This is a genomic window from Micromonospora sp. NPDC049836 (assembly GCF_044465125.1).
Lineage (GTDB): Bacteria > Actinomycetota > Actinomycetes > Mycobacteriales > Micromonosporaceae > Micromonospora.
Genome location: NZ_JBITLH010000002.1, coordinates 267,137 through 284,208, shown reverse-complemented (window position 1 = coordinate 284,208; position 17,072 = coordinate 267,137). Strand labels below are relative to the sequence as shown.

The following is a 17,072-nucleotide window of genomic DNA, read 5'->3' as shown; positions in this document are numbered from 1 at the left end:
GCGGATCACTGCCCCTCACTCGGCCTCGTACGGACGCCGTCGGCGCACCCGGGGGTGGCACCGGCGCCCGGCGCGCTGGACAGCGTGCCCACGGCCCCCAACGGCGGCCTTGTCGGTCGTTAAAGCCGTTCCTGACCGGCGCACCCCGGGCCGGGCTGCTTTGCCTCCCCTTTAGTCGGCGCGCCGACGATGGCGGGATGACGCCGTCACCCGAGCTGAAGTCGAAACCCCCGAGCCTGACCGACGCCCCGGTCCTGGGGCGCACCGCGCCGGTGCGGCAGATCGCCCTCCCGCACGGCGCACTCGCCTGGCTGATCACCAACGGCGACGAGGTCCGGCAGGCCCTCGCCCACCCGCACCTGATCAAGGACGGTCCGCTGGAGGGCGGCTATCCCGGCCTGCCGCCGGAGCTGGCCCTGGCGATGAGCAGCGACGTCCTGCACAGCAACCCGCCGGACCACGGCCGGCTGCGCAAGCTGGTCAGCGCCGCCTTCACCCGCCGCCGCACCGACGCGCTGGCGCCGCGGATCCAGGAGCTGACCGACGGGCTGCTGGACGCGTTCGCCGACCGGGACGAGGTCGACCTGGTACCCGCGTTGACCTTCCCGCTGCCGTTCCAGGTGATCGCCGAGCTGCTCGGCGTGCCGGCCGCCGATTCGGAGATCTTCCAGGGCTGGGCCAACACCATCACCCAGGGCACCCTGGCCCGGCCCGAGGAGTTCATCGGCGCGGCCACCAAGCTGGTCGAGTACGCCCGCACGCTGATCGAGCGCAAGCGCCGGGAGCCGGCCGACGATCTGCTCTCCGGCCTGGTCGGGGTCAGCGACGGCGGGGACCGGCTCAGCGAGGACGAGCTGACCTCGATGGTGTTCCTGATGCTGATCGCCGGGCACGCCACCACCACCAACCTGATCGGCAACGGGGTGCACGACCTGCTCACCCACCCCGAGTCGCTGGCCGCGGTGCGGGCCGACCCGGAGCGGCTGCCCACCGCGATCGAGGAGTTCCTCCGCTACGAGGCGCCGCTGCGGATGGCCACCCCGCGCCGCGCCGCCGAGGACGTGTCGATCGGCGGGGCCACCATCCCGCGCGGGGACATGGTGTTCATCTCGCTGGTCGCGGCCAACCACGACCCGGCGCTCTTCGCCGAGCCGGAGCGGTTCGACATCGGCCGGGAGAAGAACGGCCACCTCTCCTTCGGGCACGGGCTGCACCACTGCATGGGCGCCCCGCTGGCCCGGCTGGAGGCGCGGATCGCCATCGGCACGCTGCTGGCCCGGTTCCCGAAGCTGCGGCTGGCCGTGCCGGCCGAGCAGCTGACCCGGCAGACCAGCATCCTGATGAACGGCTGGGAGTCGCTGCCGGTCGCGTTGCGCTGACCTGGCCGCACCCACGCCGAAGCCCGGCCCGGATCTCCGGGGCCGGGCTTCGGCGTCGCTCAGGCAGTCGGGACGGGAGCCCGCAGCGTGCCCAGGTACGGGTGCCAGAGGTGGTCGGGGTTGTTCTCCACCGCGGCCACCGCCTCCCGCATCGCCACCAGCGCCTTCGGCTCCTCGTCGTCGTAGACGTCGCCCTGGAGCATCTTCAGCACGTCGATGCGGTAGCGCGGGTCCTGGACGAAGGCGGTGAAGAGCACGTTGAGCCGGTAGTAGATGGAGATGAACTCGTACCAGTAGCGCACGCCCCGGCGCAGCTTCTCCTCGTACCCGGCGAACCGGGTCTTGGCGTAGTCGCCGGCCCGGTGGGCGGCGATGATGTCCTTGGCCGCGATCCGGGCGCTGTTCAGCGCCACGCTCACCCCGCTGGAGAAGATCGGGTCGACGAACCGGGCCGCGTCGCCGATCAGCACGAACCGGTCGCCGCAGATCTCCTTCATGGAGTAGCTGTAGTCGCCCTCGGCCTTGAACGGGCGGACCCGCTGCGCGTCCTGCAACGCCTTGTGCAGGTCCGGGCGGCTGGACAGGAAGTCCCAGAAGAACGCCTCCCGGTCGGTGTTGGCCTCGGCGAAGAGCTTCTTCTGGGTGACCACGCCGACGCTGGTGATGGTGTCGGTGATCGGGATCTGCCACACCCAGGTGTCCTTGATCGGCAGGAAGTGGACGAAGATGTAGTCCTCCTTCTCCGCCGACGGCGCGACCGCCGCCCGGTCCAGGCCCTCGAACCAGGTGTGCACGGCGTACTGGTTGAAGACCGGGTCGGAGACCTTGTACTTGAGCTGCCGGCCCAGCAGCGTGCTCCGGCCCGAGGCGTCCACCACCATGCCGGCCCGGAACGGCACCTCGCGGGGGCCGAACCGGACCGTCAGCGCCACCGCCTCCGGGTCGTCGAAGTCCACGTTGAGCACCCGCGCGCCGGAGAAGACCTTCGCGCCGCGGCTCTCCGCGTGCTTGAGCAGGATCAGGTCGAACTTGCCCCGGTCGACGTGGAAGGTGTAGTCCCGGTCGACGCCCGGCTGGTCCCGCTCGACGAACATCACCTCGGCGGCGCGGAAGTCGTGGTCCAGGCCGGTGAAGCCGTTGTGCGGCACGTTGCGGGACTCGGCCGACGTCCAGGCCGCGCCGTACTTGCGGGGGAAGCCGGCCGCCTCGATGTCGTCCAGCACGCCGATCTCGGAGAGCACCGGGGTGGTCGCCGGCACCAGCGACTCGCCGACGTGTTCCCGGGGGAACAGCTCGCTCTCGAACACCACCACCGACAGGCCGGCCCCGGCCAGGTAGGAGGCGACGGTCGAGCCGGCGGGCCCGCCGCCGATCACCGCCACGTCGTAGTCCACGCTCATCTCCGGCCTCCTCAGTTCGGTGTGCTCGTCAGGCTGCCGACCAGCGCGGCGATGGTCCGGATGCTCCGGAAGTTGGCCGCGTCGATCAGCTGGGGCGGCACCGGGGTGCCGAGCCCGTCGCGGATGTAGTTGAGCAGCATCGCCGTCTTCAGCGAGTCGAGGATGCCCAGCTCCAGCAGCGGGGTGTCCTCGTCGATGTCGTACGGCGCGTCCTGCGCGAGGTTCTCCTTGATGAAGGTCGTCAACGCGGCGCTGACGTCGTCCTCGGACACGGTTCTCTCCTCTCCTGGCGGTGCCGGTCGCGCCCCGGCGGGGCGGGTCGGGGGTCGGGGGCGGTTACGGCTCGGCGCCGGCGGGAGCGGCGGTGAGCGCGTCGACCAGGTGCTCGGCGATCGCCGAGACGGTGGGCTGGTTCCACAGCAGGGTGGCCGGCACCGGGCGGCCGAACCGCTTCTCCAGCCGCCGCCGGATCACCAGCGTCATCACCGAGTCGAGTCCCTGCTCCAGCAGCGACCGCCGGAGGTCCAGCTCGGACAGGGGCAGCCGCATCTCGGCGGCGATCTGGGTGCCCACCTCGGTCTGCACGGTGGCCCGCAGCTCCTCCGGCGGCAGGTCGGCGAGACGGACCGCGGCCGGCTGCTCGGCGGACCCGTCGCCGGCGTCCGCCCCGCTGGGCAGCTGGGCCAGCAGCGGCGGGCGGTCGGTGGCCGGTCCGGCCGGCAGCACCCGCAGCACCGGCAGGTGCCCGCCGCCGTGCCGGTGGGCGTGCTGCCAGGCGGCGAACGCCTGCTCGGGCTCGATCGCGGCCACCGCGCGGGCCTTGAGCTCGTTGTCCACCACGGCGTTGACCGCCATGCCCTGTCCCTGCCAGGACGTCCACCCGAAGCTGGTGGTGTCGTCGGCGCCGAGCGTGCGGCGGTGGGTGGCCAGCGCGTCGAGGAACGCGTTGGCCGCGCCGTAGCTGGCCTGCCCGGGCAGCCCGAGCAGCTGGCCGCAGGAGGAGAAGAGGGTCAGGAAGTCGACGCTGCCGGGCGGGAAGAGCCGGTGCAGCGCCCAGGCCCCGTCGACCTTCGGGCGCAGCACCCGGCGCAGCGAGTCCTCGTCCAGGTTGGCGGCGAAGCGGTTGTCCAGCACGCCGGCGAGGTGCACCACGCCGCGCACCGGGGGCAGGCCCAGCGCGTCCGGGTCGAGCAGCGGGCGCAGCGCGTCGGCGTCGGCGACGTCGACCGCGAGCACGCGTACCGTGACGCCGCGGGCCTCCAGCGCGCGGACCCGGGCGATCCGGTCGCGGGTCGCCGGGTCCGGGCCGCCGTCGTCGGCCGGCCGGTCCCAGCGGGCCCGCGGCGGCAGCCCGGCCCGCCCGGCCAGCACCAGGCGGCGGGCGCCCTGGTCGGCCAGCCAGTCGGCGACCGCCAGGCCGAGGGTGCCCAGCCCGCCGGTGACCAGGTACGTCCCGTCCGGCCGGCAGCGCAGCGGCGGCCGCACCGCGGGCCGGTCCAGCGGTGCCAGGCGGGCCACCGAGGTGCCGGTGCCGCGCGGGGCGAGCACGTCGTCTCCGGTGGTGGCGCCGAGCAGGCCGGGCAGCGCGTCCAGCCCGCCCTGGTCGGCCGGGTCCAGGTCGATCAGGCCGCCCCAGAGCTCGGGATGTTCGGTGGCGAGCACCCGGCCCAGCCCCCACAGTGGCGCGTCGGCCAGCGCCGCCGGGTCGGCGGACTCCCGGACGCCCCGGGTCACCGCCCACAACCGGGGGAAGGCGCTCCCGTCGCCGCCGGCGAGGACCTGCGTGACCTCGGTGAGCAGCCAGGCCTGCCGGGCGGCCGCGGCCGGCACGTCGGCGTCGCCGCCGGGCAGCACCAGCACCACGCCGGACGGGTCCGGCGCCGGCGTGAGCCGGGCCAGCCCGGCGGCGTCGGCCACGGCGCGCAGCGGGACGCCCGCGCCGGTGATCCGGGCGGTGATCTCCTCGGCCAGCGGTCCGGCGCCGCCGACCAGCACCACCTCCCGGGGCGTCCGCTGCTCGGCCGGGGCCGGGTACGGCGTCCAGGCGATCTCGTAGACGAGGTGCTCGGGCCGTACCGGCGCGGTGACCGGCCCGTCGAGGACCCCGAAGCGCACCCCGCGCAGCCGGGCCAGCACGGTGCCGGCGGGGTCGGCGACGGTGACGTCGGCCCGGTCGGGGGCGTCGCCGTCGACCCGCACGTCGACCCTCGCCTCCGCCGGCGGTGCGCCGCTGATGGTCACGGTGTCGACGCCGGCGACCACGCGCAGCACGGGCGGGCCGCCGAACGCGGCGGGCGCGGCGGAGAGCGCGGCGTCGAGCACCGGCGCCCAGGTCGCCGCCGGGGCGGGCTGGTCGACCCGGACCAGGGCGCGCAGCGCGCCGTCGCCCTGGGCCAGCTCGCGCACCTGCCAGGAGAAGGCCATCGACGGTACGCCCACCGCGGCGAGATGACCCGTGACCAGGCTCGGCTCGCCGGGCGTCAGCTCGCCCGGCCACCCGGCGGCGTCGCCCGGACCGGCGGTGTCGGCGGGACCGGCGGCGTCGCCCGGACCGGTGGCGTCGGCGGGACCGGTGGCGTCGGCGGGCGCGGGCGGGTGGGCCGGGGCGGACGCGGGTGCCGGGCGGAGCGCCGCCGAGGCGTGCACCTGCCAGGCGGCGTCGTCCCCGGCGGCGGTCCGCGAGGCGAGCCGCACCGCGTCGTCCTCGGCGACGACCTGGATCTCCCGGGGGTCGGCGGTGGGCAGCGCGACGCGCAACGCCACGTCGGTGAGCACGGGCGGCCGGCCCTGGTCGGCGCCGGCCCGCAGGAACGTGTTCAGCAGCACGGCGGCCGGCACCACCTCGGTGCCGTGGATGGTGTGGTGGCCCGGGTAGGGGCGGCTCTCGTCGTCCAGCCGGGTCCGCCACAGCCCCAGCGCGGCGCCGGCCACGCTCACCGGCGTACCGACCAGGGTGTGGCTGTCCGGGTCGTGGCCCATGCCGCCGCCCGGCCCGCCGGACGGCGCGTCCCGCCAGTGCCGGCGGTGCTGCCAGGGGGTCAGCGGCAGGTCGACCAGCGTGCCGGCCGGCTGCAACCGGGCCCAGTCCACCGGGATGCCGTGGCAGTGCGCCGCGCCCAGGTTGGTCAGGAAGGTGGCCCGCTCGGGATAGTTGCGCCGCAGCGTCGACCCGACGAAGGTCCGGTCGAGGTCGGCGAGGGTCTCGCCGATCGAGTGCGCCACCACCGGGTGCGCCGAGATCTCCACGAACGCCCGGTGGCCGTCCTCGGCGGCGGCCGCCACGGCGTCGCCGAGGCGTACCGGGTTGCGCAGGTTGCCCGCCCAGTAGGCGCCGTCCAGCGGCGCGGCGCCGCGCGGGTCGGCCAGCGAGGTGCGGTACATCGGCACCACCGGCACGGCCGGGGCGAGGTCGCCGAGCGCGGCGGCCAGGTCGAGGCAGAGCGGGTCCATTTGCGGGCTGTGGAACGCCACGTCCGAGTTGACCCGCCGGACCAGCACGCCCTCGTCCTGCCACCGGTCCCGCACCTCGGCCACCGCGTCCGGGTCGCCGGCGATCACCGTGGAGGCCGGCGAGGCGGCGATCGCGGCCACCACGTCGGTCCGGCCGGCCAGCCGCCGTTCCGCCTCGGCGAACGGGATCGCGGCCATCGCCATGGCGCCCGCGCCGGCGACCCGGCGCAGCAGGATCGACCGCCGGCAGCTCAGCCGCGCGCCGTCGGCGAGGCTGAGCCCGCCGCAGGCCACCGCCGCGGCGATCTCGCCGACCGAGTGGCCGATCACCGCGGCCGGGCTCACCCCGTACGCCCGCCAGACGGCGGCCAGGCCGACCTGCGTCGCGAAGATCATTGTCTGGATCCGGTCCACCGCGCCGAGATCCCCGGAGCTGAGCACCTCGCGCGGGGTGAAACCGATCTCCGCCTGGAAGACCGGGGCCAGCTCGTCCATGACGGCGGCGAAGGCCGGCTCCTCGGCGAGCAGCCCCTGCCCCATCCCGGACCACTGTGAACCGTGGCCGGAGAAGACCCAGACCGGCCGGGGGCCCTGTTCGCCGGCGCCGGGCAGCGCCCGCCCGGTGGCGACGTGCTGCGCCTGCTCGCCCCGGGCCACGTGGCGCAGCCGGGCGACCAGCTCGGACCGGTCGGCGGCCACCACGGCGGCCCGGTGCTCCAGCTGCGCGCGGCGGCGGGACAGGGTGTGTCCGAGGTCGGCCGGCGACAGCTCGGCCGCGGCCAGCAGCTCGACCAGGTCGCCGGCGTGCCGGCGCAGCGTCTCCGGCGAGCCCGCGGAGAGCGGGAAGAGCAGCCCGGCCGGCCCGTCCGGCGCCGGTCGCGGGTCGGGCGCCTGCTCGAGCAGGACGTGCGCGATGGTGCCGCCGTATCCGAATCCTGAGACGCCGGCCCGGCGCGGGCCGGACCGGTGCGGCCACGGCTGGTGCTCGGTGACCACCCGCAGGCCGGCGTTGGTCCAGTCGATGGCCGGGTTGGGCGTCTCCAGGTTGAGGCTGCGCGGGATCTCGGCGTGCCGCAGCGCGAGGATCGCCTTGATCAGGCTGGCCACCCCGGCGGCCGCCTCCAGGTGGCCGATGCTGGCCTTCACCGACCCGATCAGGCACGGCTCGCCGGGCTGGCGGCCGGCGCCGTAGACCGCGCCGAGCGCGCCGGCCTCCAGCGGGTCGCCCAACCGGGTGCCGGTGCCGTGCGCCTCGACGTAGTCCACCGAGGTCGGCGCGACGCCGGCCTGCCTGCAGGCGCGGACCAGCAGCTGCTCCTGCGCCTCCCGGCTGGGCGCCATGATGCCGTTGGTCCGCCCGTCCTGCTGCACGGCGCTGCCGCGGATCACCGCCAGCACCCGGTCGCCGTCGCGTTCGGCGTCGGCCAGCCGTTTGAGCACCAGCACGCCGCAGCCCTCGCCGCGGCCGTAGCCGTCGGCGGCGGCGTCGAACGACTTGCACCGCCCGTCCGGCGAGGTCGCCCCGGCGGCGTCCAGGGTGAGGGTGAGGCCGGGGGCGAGGATCAGGTTGACCCCGGCGGCGATCGCCAGCGAGCTCTCCCCGGTACGCAGGCTCTGGCAGGCCAGGTGCACCGCAACCAGCGAGGCGGAGCAGGCGGTGTCCACGGCGAGGCTGGGCCCGCGCAGGTCCAGCGCGTAGGAGATGCGGTTGGCCACCGCGCACATGGCCGCACCGATGCCGGTCCACGCCTCGATCCGGGGCAGGTCCTCCAGCAGCCGCCGCCCGTAGTCGTCGGAGCCGACGCCGACGAAGACGCCGGTGTCACCCCCGGCGAGGCGGCGGGCCGGGATGCCGGCGTGCTCCAGGGCGTTCCAGGTGACCTCCAGCAGGATCCGCTGCTGCGGATCCATCAGCTCCGCCTCGCGCGGCGTGACGCCGAAGAACTCGGCGTCGAAGCCCTCGACGTCGCGCAGGAACGCGCCGTGCCGGGTGGCCCGGCGCAGCGCCGCGGCGAACTCCGGCCCCAGCTCGCGGTAGTGGTCCCAGCGTTGCTCGGGCAGCTCCCCGATGCCGTCCCGGCCGTCGCGCAGCAACGACCAGAAGCTGTCCGGGGAGTCGACGTCGCCGGCCAACCGGCAGCCCATCCCGACCACGGCGACGGCCGCCGCGGGCGGCGTGCCGCTGTTCGCATCGAACACCGGATTCCTCTCCTTCGGGGTGGACCGGTCGGCGGCGTCGGTCACTGCCAGGCCGGTGCGTGGATGATCTGGACGACGGCGCAGGAGACCGTGACGCCCGGCCCGACGCCGAGCATCAGCAGGTGGTCCCCGGGGCCGAGCTGCCCGGTGCCGATCAGGTGGTCCAGCGCGGCGACCTGGTCGCTGGCGCCGAGGTGCCCGAGCCGGCGCCCCCAGTCCCAGGTGGACGCCGACAGCGGCAGGCCGAGCGCGGCCGTGCAGCGCTGCTCGACGATCTCGCGGGAGTAGTTCATGTAGGCGACCCGGGTGACGTCGCTGATGTCGATGCCGGCCTCGGCGAGGGTGCGGTCGACGACCTGGAGGGTCTGCCGCTGGATGTCCATCAGCACGGCGGTGCCGGCGCCGCCGCGCAGGGCGGCCCGGCGGAACTCGGCGCTGCGGGCGGTGAAGTCCAGCGGCCGGGCGGCGGTGGGCCCGGGCGGGAAGAGCGGTTCGCCGGCCCGGTGCAGCTCCTCGGCGTCGGCGACGGTGACCGAACCGACGGCGAGCAGCCGGGCGAAGCCGGGCCGGGTGGTCAGCACCAGGGCGCTGCCGGCGTCGCCCATCAGGTAGCCGGGGCCGCCCAGCCAGCGGTCGATCATCGGGGTGCCGAAGTTGTCGGCGGCGACGAGGAGGGCGGTGTGGCGGTCGGGGTGGGCGTGCAGGTAGCTGGCGGCGAGTTCGAGGGCGGTGAACATGCCGTTGCAGCCGTGGTGGAGTTCGACGGCGAGGCAGGTGCCGCCGGTGAGGTGGTGTTGCAGGTAGTACTGGGGTTGCCAGCCGTCGGGGCCTTGGTGCCAGGAGTCGGCGTAGAGGAGCAGGTCGAGGTTGGTGGGTGGGTGGTGGGCGCGGGTGAGGGCCTGGGTGGCGGCGTGTAGGGCCATTTCGGGGGCGGGGGTGTCGCCGGCGACGGCGGCGCCGGTGAGGCCGTGCAGGTCGACCTGTTCGGCGGGGTAGTGGCCGTCGGCGACGGCCTGTTCGACGCTGACGATGTCGGGCAGCCAGACCCCGATTCCGCTGATGAACGTCTCCGGCGTACGCACCGTCCGGTCCCCTCCTGCGCCGTTCGTCGGTGGTGTCGGCGCCCGGTGCCCTCGGCCCGGGGCCGCGTGCTCAGTCGCGTCCCGGCCGCAACCGGTCGGCCAGCCGGGCGACCCGGGCCAGCCCGCCGACCAGCACCCGGCGCGGCCCGCGTTCCCCGCGCAGCCGCAGCAGTGAGGCCAGCGTCCAGAGTTGGGAGCCGACCACGTGCCGGGGTGAGCCGTGGGTGTCGTCGTTCTCCACCAGGTGCAGCCGCCGCAGCCGCTCGGGCAGCCGGGCCGCCTCGGCCGGCGGGATGATCTCGTCACGCCGGCTGGCCAGGTACGCCACCGGGATACCGACCGCCGCCAGTTGGGCGTCGGTGAGCGCCCAGGCGTCGAGCCCGGCGACCAGCTCCGCCCGCTTCGTGCCGGTCAGGTGGGCGAGGGTGTCCATGGTGATGTCCGGCACCCGGGCCTGCCAGGCCTGGTCGGTGAAGAACTCCCGCACCGGCGCCCCGGCGGTCACGATGCCGGCCAGCCGCGGATCCTCGGCGGCGGTCCGCAGCGCCAGGTGCCCGGCGAAGCTGAACGCGATGGCGTACGTGCGGGACACGTCGGCCCGGTCGGCGAGCCGGTCGAGCAGGTCGGGCAGCATCCGCCAGCTCTCCGGGCCGTAGCGCAGGGTGTTCTCCCCGGCCCCGGGCAGCTCGGTGCCGACCGCGGCGAACCCCAGCTTGGCGAAGAGCGGCAGGGTGGGCGCCCACTGCTCCTTGACGCTGACGATCCCACCCAGCACCAGCAGCAGCGGGCGCGGTGCGGCGGCGTCCAGCCCGGCGGCCCAGCAGCCGACCCGGCCACCGGGCAGGTCCAGGTCGAGCCGCTCGATGCCCTGGCCGTCGGCGCGCCACCGGTCGAAGGCCGCCACGCAGCGGCGCAGCGCCTCCGCGCGGGGCGGGCCGTCGACGTACGGGAAGCGGGCCATGGCGAAGTGCCGGGCGGCGTCGAGCAGCTTGCCGTCGCGCTCCAGCCGGTCGCCCCGGTCGCTCCACTCCCGGACCCAGGAGCCGGGCTCGTCGCCGACGTCGGTGCGGATCCGGTCCAGCAGCGCGGGCAGGTCGGGGATCCGCTGGCCGCGGGCGTGCACGGTGATGTAGCGCTTCAGTTCGTCCAGGTCGTTCATGCCCGCTCCAGGTCCGGCTCGCGCGTCGGGTCGGCCCGGTGCGCCGGCGCGCCGTCCGGGTCGACGGCCGGTGCGAAGCTCTCCAGGCCGCTCTTGATCTCGGTGAGGACGTCGGCCGCCTCGGCGCCGTCGATCACCCGGTGGTCGAAGGCGAGGCTGAGCCGCATGAGCGGGGCGATCGCCAGCCGGCCGTCGCGGACCACCGGCCGGTCGGCGACCTGCCCGACGCCGAGGGTGATGGTGGTGCCGCCCACCGAGTGGAAGCTGTCCACCGGGCGGTGACCCAGCGAGGTGACCGCGAAGGTGCCGAACGCGTCGCCGCGGCGGCGCAGCGGCCGGGTGCCGAGCCGGAACACCGCCCGGCCGAGCAGCGCCGGCGCCTGGTGCAGCTTGCGCAGCATGGCGAACTCCGGCATCTCGTCGGGGTCGCCGTCGCGGTAGTGGTCCACCTGGCGCTGGATGTCGTCCAGGCTCGCGGTGTGCAGGTCGGGCAGGACCGCCGCGAGCACCACCCGCTGCCCGTCGACGGTCTTGTCCAGGGTGAGCTTGCCGTTCACCCGGTCGTACCGGGCCACCCGGGCGCGGAGCCGGCCGCTGATCGCGGCGTTCGCGTCGGGGTGGGCGGCGAGCACCCGCCCGGTCACCCGCAGCAGGTAGCTGACCACCGAGTACCGGTGGCCGTCCGCGCGGGCCGCCGCCCGGTGCCGGCGTACCGCGGTCATGTCCACCTCGGTGTCGAGGAAGACCGGCGAGAAGTCCCGGATCTGGTCGAGGAAGAAGAACGTGTGCCGGCGCTGCCGGGCGACCGGGGTGATCCTCATGCCGTCACGGCCAGGTCGTAGATGTCGGCGAGGCTGCGGGCCGCCAGCACGTCGGGCAGCGCGAGGGTGCGCCCGGTGCGCTGCTCCAGCACCGTGAGCAGGGTGAGCAGGTGCACCGAGTCCCAGCCGGCCACCTGGTCGAGGTCACCGCGGGCGTCCTCGGCGTTGACCGGGATGCCCACCTCGTCGGTGACGAGGTGCAGGAAGTCGTCGAGGCTGTTCATGCGGCGTCCACTCCAATGCGGTCGGTGAGGCGGATGTGCTCGGGCACCGCCGGGATGTCGTGCAGGTCGTGCCGGAAGCGGATGGCGTCGCCGTCCTCGCCGGCCGGCGTGAAGCCGTGCCGGGTCCACAGGTCCGCGACGACCCGGTTCTTGGCGGTCGGCCGGTAGCTGGCCAGCACGGCCGACGCGCCGCCGGCCCGGGCGTGCCGCAGCACCGCGGCCAGGCATGCCTGCTCGATGCCGCGGGAGAAGACCCGGCAGCTGAGCAGGAAGTTCTCGATCTGCACGAGGTCGCCGTCGCGGCGCAGGAACAGGACGCCGACCAGGCCGTTCTCACCGAACCGGTCCCGGCTGCGCACGGTGAGCACCCGGGCGTACGGGTCGTCCAGCAGGTCGCTGACGTCCTGCGGCTGCAACCGCCGGGTGGTCGGGTTGAACTGGTTGGTGCGCAGCGACAGCTGGGACACCCGGGGCACCTGCTCGGGGCCGGCCTCGCCCAGCTCCACCTCGACCGCCAGCTCGGCCAGGTAGTCGGCGAGCGAGGAGAACGACTGGCGGAAGTCCTGCCGGGCCAGTTCGTCGCGGTAGCCGGCGGCCCGGTCCCGGTCTTCGGCGGTGAGCTGGCGGGTGGTGAACCAGCCGTCCCGCAGCAGCTTCACCAGGTGCAGCGCCGGCTCCGCGTCGACCTGCACGACGGCGGTGCCGGGCAGGGCGTGCCGGATCAGTCCGCACTCGAAGGGGCTGTCGTCGACGAAGACGAAGCTGTCCGGGTGCAGGTTCAGCGACCGCGCCAGCTCGGTGAGGTTGTCGTGCTTGGGCGCCCAGTTGGCCACCACCCGGACGAAGTCGTCCTCGCGCAGCGTCATGTCGGGGTGCTCGCGCAACACCTGCCCGACGGCGGCCGCCTCGTTCTTGCTCACCACGGTGAGCAGCACGCCCTGCGCGCCGAGCTGCTTGGCGACCCGCTGGAAGGCGCGGTGCGCCTCGCCGCGGTAGCTCTCCGCCACCTCGATGCCGTCGATGCCGTCGTCGCCGAGGATGCCGCCCCACACCGTGCCGTCCAGGTCCAGCGCCAGGCACTTCTTGGTCTGCCCGGCCAGGTTCCGGGCCAGGTGGCCGACCTCACGGGCGTACCCGGCGAGCAGCGGTTCGGCCAGGTGCGCCTTGGCGTAGACGGTGAGCCGGGGGTCGCAGGCGGGGGACCCCTCCGCGAGTAGGGGGTCGAGGTCGACGACCACCAGGGAGGGGTTGGCGGCGGACAGGCGCAGCAGCCGGGCGTTGGCCTCCCGCCAGAGCGCGCCCAGCTCGGCCCGGGAGGTCAGGTCGACGAGCTGGGCGGTGTGCCGCCGCAGCAGGGGCAGCGTGTTCAGCACGAGGGTGCCGCGCGCGGTGGACCGGAAGGTGGCGGCCAGGCGCTCGACCAGGTCGACCTTCTCGGCGAGCACCCGGGCCACGTCGGCGGGCCGCCACGGCACCGGCACCTCGTCGAAGACCACCATCGGGTCGAGCACGCAGAGCACCAGGTCCGGTTCGGCCTGGTACAGCTCGCTGTCCGGGTCGGCCAGGTCGAAGACGTACGAGTCGAAGGGGGAGAGCCGGGCGTGCAGCAGCAGGCCGTGCCGGGCCAGTTCGGCGGTGAGCGCGGGCAGCAGCGGGGCGAGGGTGCCGTGCCCGGTCACCGTGACGGCGACCGTGGGGACGCCCGGGTGCGCGGCGCGTACCTCGTCGACGTCGAGGCGGGCGAGCAGCCGGCCGGCCCGGACGAGCTCGGCGTCGTCGAGCCCGCCGAGCAGGGCGCGGACCTCCGGGTAGCGCGCCGCGAGCCGGCCCGACCGGTGCAGGTCGAGCAGCGTCTCGGCGGTGGGGGTCGCGGCGTCCACTCAGACCGCCTCCAACGCGAACCCGGCCTCGATCCACTTGCTGGACTCGATGGCCACGCCGACCGCCCGGTCGCCGGCCGCCATCTTCGGCATCACCTGTTCGAGCTGGAAGAACGGCAGCGCGTTGCCGGTGTTGCCGATGTCGGCCACGCAGCTCACCTCGTACGCCCCGGGCAGGCCGAGGGCGGCGGTGATCCGGGTGGTCATCCGGCCGGACAGCTGCGGCGGGAGCAGGTAGTCGACCTCGTCGTCCTGCCAGTCCAGCTCGTCCAGCACCCGGCGCAGGGTGCGCTGCGCCATCGGCGGCACCGACTCCTCGATCGCCTTGTAGTCCTCCACCACCGGCGCGCTCGGCGGGCCGTCGCCGGCGCCGAACCACTCGACGACCTGTCCCGGCGCCCGGCCCCGGCCGACCAGGCGCAGCTCCACGTGGCGGACCTCGAGCGCGCCGGGCACCGGTTCGGTGCGCAGCACGGCGGCGCCCGCCCCGTCGCCGAAGAGCACGCCGTTGACCTGCTCCGCCGGGTCCGCGCCGCTGGTGTCCGCGTGCACGTCCAGGTGCTTGGCGCAGCTGTCCGCACCGAGCACCAGCGCCGTGCGGCCCCGGCCGACCAGGAGCAGCTTGTGCGCCACGTCGAGGGCCTGCACCGCGCCGGTGCAGCCGGACTGCATCTGGTACGTGGGGACGCCGTCGATGCCCAGCCGGTCGGCGACCATGTTGACGGTGGCCGGCATCAGCCGGTCGGGCGAGGAGGTGCCGAGCACCACCAGGTCGACGTCGTCCGGACCGACCCCGGCGGCGGCCAGCGCCCGGGCGCCGGCGGTCTCGCACATGTCGGTGAGCGAGTAGCGGACCTCGCCGGTGTCCAGATCCCGCGCCAGGTGCCGGTTGCGGGTGCCGATGAAGGTGTCCACCCACTGCTCCCAGACGCCGGGCAGACCGAACCGGCGGGCCAGGTGGGCGTTCGACAGGGCCGGCCCGGGCAGCGCGGTGCCGACGGCGAGGAGATAGGCGGCACGGCCGTCCATGGGGATCCTTTCTGCAGGCGCGCATCCGGCGGCCATCATCGGCACGGCGGCTAAAGCGACGCTTTCCCCCGGCCGACATTCCCCGTGCTCGGGCGCATTGGCCGGGGCGGATCCGGAGCCCGACCCCAGGGGTATAGGGGTTGTCCCGCCCGCGGTTGTGGGGTTGGCCCCTCAACCGCCGGTGGATATCTTTCTGCCGAGCCGATTCGGCGGGCGACGACAGGGACCGTCGCCAGCCCGACCAGCAATTTCCGGGTCACCGGATCACGGCGTGCCGGAATTGGTCTGCCGAATTGGTGCTCGTCGGTGCCGTGTCCGGGGGAGGCCGTCGACCCACCCCTGCGTCGCGCCACCGGCCACGACGAAGAGGTGAACGCATGACGCTGTCCTCCACCCTGGCGACATCGGCGTACCGACCGGTCGTCGACGCCAGCGCGATCCGCTACGGCCTGCTCGGGCCGCTGCGGGTGTTCGGCGGCGCGGGTGACACGACCATCGGTGCCCGCAAGATCCAGATCCTGCTCTGCGTGCTCCTGATCCGGTCCGGGCAGGTGGTCTCCATCGACCAGCTGACCGCGGAGCTGTGGGGCGACAACGCGCCGCGGCGCTCCACCGCCGCGCTCCAGGTCTACGTCTCCCAGCTGCGCAAGTTCCTGCACCGTCCGGAGGACGCGCAGAACCCGATCGTCACCCGGCTGCCCGGGTACGTGCTCAACACCGGCGCCGACCAGGTCGACGTGCACGTCTTCCAGAACCTGGTCCGCCAGGGCCGGCAGGCGGCCCGCGACCACGACCACGAGGCCGCGGTGGCGCTCTTCGAGGAAGGGCTGGCGCTGTGGCGCGGGCCCGCCCTGATGGGGCTGCGGGACAGCCCGGCGGTCAGCGTCTTCGCCACCTGGCTCGACGAGTTCTACCTGGAGTGCGTCGAGGCGATGGTCGAGTCGAACCTCGCCCTCGGCCGGCATCGCGACCTCATCGGCACCCTCCAGGCCCTCACCGCGGAACATCCGCTGCGGGAGGCGTTCTACCGCCAGCTCATGCTGGCCCTGTACCGCTCCGAACGGCAGGCCGACGCGCTGCGGGTCTACCAGAACGCACGCGCCGTGCTCAGTGACGAACTGGGCCTGGAGCCGTGTCGGGGCCTGCGCGATCTCCAGGCGGCGATCCTCTCCGCCGACGACCGGCTCGACTTCCGGCCGGCCGCCTGACTCGCGCGCTTCCTCAACCCCCTCGTAAGGAGGCTCCATGACCGATCTCAACAGCTCGGTGACCGGCCTGCCCGTCGCGCGGCGCTGCCCCTTCGACCCCCCGGAGGAGTTGGCGTCGCTGCGGGCGCGGGACCCGATCACCCGGATGCACTACCCGGACGGCCACGACGGTTGGCTGGCCACCGGGCACGCGCTGGCCCGGACCGTGCTGGCCGATCCGCGGTTCAGCGCCCGGCACGAGCTGCGGCACTCGCCGGTGCCGACGCCGGCGAAGCCGATGGCCGCGATGCCGGGCGTGTTCATCGGCATGGACGCCCCCGATCACACCCGGTACCGCCAGCTGATCAACCGGCACTTCACCGTGCGCCGGGTCCGCGAGCTGGAGCCGATGATCGAGCGGGTGGTGGCCCAGCGGCTGGACGCGATGGCCGCCGCCGGCCCGACCGCCGACCTGATGCGGGCCTTCGCCCTGCCGGTGCCGGCGCAGATCATCTGCGAGCTGCTCGGCGTGCCCGAGGAGAGCCACGAGGAGATCCAGCGGCACCGGATGGCCACCATCGACCCGGAGTCGAATCCGCAGGCGGCCATGGCGGCCACCCGGGCCACCATGGAGTTCATGCTGGGGCTGGCCCGGCGCAAGCGGGCCGAGCCCGGTGACGACCTGCTCAGCGGGTTGATCGCCGACGGTGGGCTCGGCGACCAGGAGCTGGCCGGCATCGCCCTGCTGATGCTCATCGCCGGCCACGAGACCACCGCAAACATGCTGGGTCTCGGGGTCTACCTGCTGTTGGAGAGACCGGATCTGGCGGAGGGGATCCGTGGCCGGGACGGCGTGCTGACCGAGACCGCCGTCGACGAACTGCTGCGCTACCTCGCGGTGGTGCAGTTCGCCTCGCGCGCGGCGCTCACCGACGTCGAGCTGGGCGGCGTCACGATCGCGGCGGGGGAGACGGTCACCGTCTCGCTCTCCGCCGCCAACCGGGACGGGGCGCGGTTCGACGATCCGACCGAGTTCCGGGCGGACCGCCCGAGCAGCGGGCATCTCACCTTCGGCCACGGCGCCCACCAGTGCCTGGGCCAGCACCTCACCCGCGCCGAGCTGCGCATCGGGCTCTCCGCGCTGCTGCGGCGTTTCCCGGACCTGCGGCTGGCCGTACCCCCGGCGGAGATCGGTTTCCGCGAGGCGGTGCCGACCGTCGGGGTGACCCACCTGCCCGTGCGCTGGTAGCCCCCGCGCCGGC

The 17,072-nt window shown here is 74.6% G+C and carries 12 protein-coding genes; 3 read left to right on the top strand and 9 right to left on the bottom strand.

Features of this window, described 5'->3' with window-relative positions:
• Window positions 1-197 precede the first annotated feature (197 nt).
• On the top strand, window positions 198-1,379 hold the full coding sequence (locus tag ACIBPB_RS05650; protein WP_396838379.1) for a cytochrome P450: 1,182 nt from the start codon (window positions 198-200) through the stop codon (window positions 1,377-1,379).
• Window positions 1,380-1,438: 59 nt separating this feature from the next.
• Here ACIBPB_RS05650 and ACIBPB_RS05645 read toward each other — a convergent pair whose 3' ends face one another.
• The 9 genes from ACIBPB_RS05645 to ACIBPB_RS05605 form a co-directional block, all read right to left on the bottom strand.
• A complete protein-coding gene (locus tag ACIBPB_RS05645) occupies window positions 1,439-2,779 on the bottom strand; it encodes an NAD(P)/FAD-dependent oxidoreductase (protein WP_396838378.1) in 1,341 nt (446 codons plus the stop codon).
• 11 nt (window positions 2,780-2,790) lie between these two features.
• Window positions 2,791-3,051: an acyl carrier protein gene (locus ACIBPB_RS05640; protein ID WP_396838377.1), complete on the bottom strand. Its 261-nt coding sequence runs from the start codon at window positions 3,049-3,051 to the stop codon at window positions 2,791-2,793.
• A gap of 64 nt (window positions 3,052-3,115) precedes the next feature.
• A complete protein-coding gene (locus ACIBPB_RS05635) occupies window positions 3,116-8,428 on the bottom strand; it encodes a type I polyketide synthase (protein WP_396838376.1) in 5,313 nt (1,770 codons plus the stop codon).
• A gap of 41 nt (window positions 8,429-8,469) precedes the next feature.
• Window positions 8,470-9,510, bottom strand: a complete 1,041-nt coding sequence (locus tag ACIBPB_RS05630) for a ketoacyl-ACP synthase III family protein (protein WP_396838375.1) — start codon at window positions 9,508-9,510, stop codon at window positions 8,470-8,472.
• Window positions 9,511-9,580: 70 nt separating this feature from the next.
• Window positions 9,581-10,669, bottom strand: coding sequence for an alpha/beta fold hydrolase (locus tag ACIBPB_RS05625; protein WP_396838374.1), 1,089 nt, complete (start codon window positions 10,667-10,669; stop codon window positions 9,581-9,583).
• The gene (locus ACIBPB_RS05620; protein ID WP_357329638.1) at window positions 10,666-11,490 is read right to left on the bottom strand and encodes a 2-oxo acid dehydrogenase subunit E2; all 825 of its coding nucleotides are present in this window, start codon (window positions 11,488-11,490) and stop codon (window positions 10,666-10,668) included. The genes ACIBPB_RS05625 and ACIBPB_RS05620 overlap by 4 nt, the downstream gene beginning before the upstream one ends.
• Entirely contained in the window at window positions 11,487-11,714 is a 228-nt protein-coding gene (locus ACIBPB_RS05615; RefSeq protein ID WP_046562921.1) for a phosphopantetheine-binding protein, read from the bottom strand. Before ACIBPB_RS05615 ends, ACIBPB_RS05620 begins: the two co-directional genes overlap by 4 nt.
• Window positions 11,711-13,594 (bottom strand): HAD-IIIC family phosphatase, encoded by a 1,884-nt coding sequence (locus ACIBPB_RS05610; RefSeq protein WP_396838373.1) that lies wholly within the window; start codon window positions 13,592-13,594, stop codon window positions 11,711-11,713. Before ACIBPB_RS05610 ends, ACIBPB_RS05615 begins: the two co-directional genes overlap by 4 nt.
• Window positions 13,595-14,623 (bottom strand): 3-oxoacyl-ACP synthase III family protein, encoded by a 1,029-nt coding sequence (locus ACIBPB_RS05605; RefSeq protein ID WP_396838372.1) that lies wholly within the window; start codon window positions 14,621-14,623, stop codon window positions 13,595-13,597. It abuts the gene before it with no gap.
• Between the two features lie 377 nt (window positions 14,624-15,000).
• Between ACIBPB_RS05605 and ACIBPB_RS05600 the strand changes: the two genes are divergently transcribed.
• Both ACIBPB_RS05600 and ACIBPB_RS05595 read left to right on the top strand, forming a co-directional pair.
• Complete coding sequence (locus ACIBPB_RS05600) at window positions 15,001-15,831, top strand: AfsR/SARP family transcriptional regulator (protein ID WP_357329631.1); 831 nt, start codon at window positions 15,001-15,003, stop codon at window positions 15,829-15,831.
• Window positions 15,832-15,868: 37 nt separating this feature from the next.
• Window positions 15,869-17,059, top strand: a complete 1,191-nt coding sequence (locus tag ACIBPB_RS05595; protein ID WP_396838371.1) for a cytochrome P450 — start codon at window positions 15,869-15,871, stop codon at window positions 17,057-17,059.
• The last annotated feature ends 13 nt before the right edge of the window (window positions 17,060-17,072 follow it).

Coding starts and splice junctions, on each gene's coding strand:
- ACIBPB_RS05600 (WP_357329631.1), top strand. CDS start 15,001: ATGACGCTGTCCTCCACCCTGGCGACATCGGCGTACCGACCGGTCGTC.
- ACIBPB_RS05650 (WP_396838379.1), top strand. CDS start 198: ATGACGCCGTCACCCGAGCTGAAGTCGAAACCCCCGAGCCTGACCGAC.
- ACIBPB_RS05645 (WP_396838378.1), bottom strand. CDS start 2,779: ATGAGCGTGGACTACGACGTGGCGGTGATCGGCGGCGGGCCCGCCGGC.
- ACIBPB_RS05615 (WP_046562921.1), bottom strand. CDS start 11,714: ATGAACAGCCTCGACGACTTCCTGCACCTCGTCACCGACGAGGTGGGC.
- ACIBPB_RS05625 (WP_396838374.1), bottom strand. CDS start 10,669: ATGAACGACCTGGACGAACTGAAGCGCTACATCACCGTGCACGCCCGC.
- ACIBPB_RS05620 (WP_357329638.1), bottom strand. CDS start 11,490: ATGAGGATCACCCCGGTCGCCCGGCAGCGCCGGCACACGTTCTTCTTC.
- ACIBPB_RS05605 (WP_396838372.1), bottom strand. CDS start 14,623: ATGGACGGCCGTGCCGCCTATCTCCTCGCCGTCGGCACCGCGCTGCCC.
- ACIBPB_RS05595 (WP_396838371.1), top strand. CDS start 15,869: ATGACCGATCTCAACAGCTCGGTGACCGGCCTGCCCGTCGCGCGGCGC.